1 protein-coding gene and 1 pseudogene are annotated in these 1,784 nt (G+C 32.3%); both read left to right on the forward strand.

Annotation, left to right across the window (positions count from 1 at the left end; all coding sequences use genetic code 11):
- Window positions 1-163, forward strand: a pseudogene (locus FDX04_RS00005) (lysozyme inhibitor LprI family protein); the annotation flags it as partial.
- Window positions 164-1,185: 1,022 nt separating this feature from the next.
- Entirely contained in the window at window positions 1,186-1,554 is a 369-nt protein-coding gene (locus tag FDX04_RS00015) for a hypothetical protein (RefSeq protein WP_137360313.1), read from the forward strand.
- Window positions 1,555-1,784: the final 230 nt, after the last annotated feature.

Below are 1,784 nucleotides of genomic sequence, written 5' to 3' on the forward strand. Positions count from 1 at the left end.
GTTTATTCGTTATCGTCTTGCTCAGTGCTCGTTTGCAGAATCATGGGGAAATGGTGTGGGGAGTTTTACTCGCATATATTCCTGTATGGCTGAACTAAACAGACAAAGAGCCGAACAATTGATGCATGCTGATATTCCTAATTATACAGAGGATATGAAATAATCATGACCCGTTTACTGTTATGCTTTTTACTTTTTGAGTGCAACTCATCATATTCACGCGAGGAGCCAGAATATTCAAAAACATATACCCCAGACGAGTATTATTATTTATCTTCTAAAATCCCAAAAGAAATTCGTCAACTAAGTTTATACACCGATAATTGTATTGTTTACCTATCTTTTTCAATAACAAAAAACCCAGTTATGGATGATACCGTAAAAAACATACATAAATACTGTTCAAACTTAGACACATGGAACAGTAGACTGAAGATAAAGTATACTAATAACCATGAGGCTTTACTAATTCTGACTATGACAGATGATGCTATTTTTCTTTATCATGATTATGAAGGTGAAATTGTTAAATAGAGCATAAGGTTGCCGGAAAACATTTGTCGACATGACTATAACAAGTCAGCACAGAATCATCATTGAATACAAAGACTGGAGTTTAATTATAATTACTTTCGATTAAAAAACCAGCTCACAAAGGAGATTACAACAAGCTATAATACTTACATATATTATCATCATTATGAATGAGGAAAATAACTTTTAAGGATGCTAATCAATGAAATTAAAAAATATTCTATATGTTTTATTTATATGTAACACTGCCAGCGCGCACAATATAAAAACATCTAATTGCTCATACGACCAGTTAATACAACAAGATAGAGTTTATTGGTGTCTTATGGACAAATATCAGCAGAGCGTTTTGGCGTTAAAACATGAGGAAGACAGCGCAGAAAAAGACTAAAACAATATGATACTGAAGGAGCGAGAGGGCTTAATGAAGATGGCTCTATTGATTACGAACCTTATATTCATATAGCAAGGATAACATTCCCTGAACTACATCGTTCCTTTATTCTTTATCGTGAAAAACAATGTAAATACGCCTCACAAAGTGAGGGAGCGCTTCCTGGCTATCGCTCCTCAATTTCGTCACTATATTGTAAAACCAGTATGAATTTATCACAAATACAATGGATTAAAAACACCATCTAGGATGACACCATGAATAACAAGTATTTATTCAAAATTATTTTAATAACATTATTTACCTTACACGCCAGTTTATTATTTGCGGTGGATAAAGTTATTATAGAAAAAATGCCACAAGATCTTCAGGATTTTTTTGAAAGTGCTGATGCTTGCGAGGGTTGGATAAGTAATTTTGACCCACGCTTAGAAGAAACAACTTACAATATTGTTGAAAGTGTTATTAAAGAAAATTGCTCAGATATTGAACACAAGCTATCCGCGATGAAAAACAAATACAAGAATAACAAAGATTACTCAGCAAGACTAACGGTATATGATGATACCATCATAATATATGATGAATACAAAAATACGCGAATAAAAAATGAAAGCAATGAGTAAGTTTGTGACTATCATTTAATGAGATAATGGGTGCAGTTATAATTATAATGGTGATAGCGATTCTAAGCATCCAGAAAATTATCTTATAAACACTTATTATTTACATTTGCGACAGGAAATAGAAATCAATGATTAGTATTACACGGATTTTTCTAATATTAGCCACGTTGATAATTAGCATCACCTCAATCCATAGAGCAATTATTATCTCAGTAAGAACAATTGTGAAT

This window comes from Citrobacter sp. wls615, from assembly GCF_005281355.1.
Classification (GTDB): Bacteria; Pseudomonadota; Gammaproteobacteria; order Enterobacterales; family Enterobacteriaceae; genus Citrobacter; species Citrobacter werkmanii.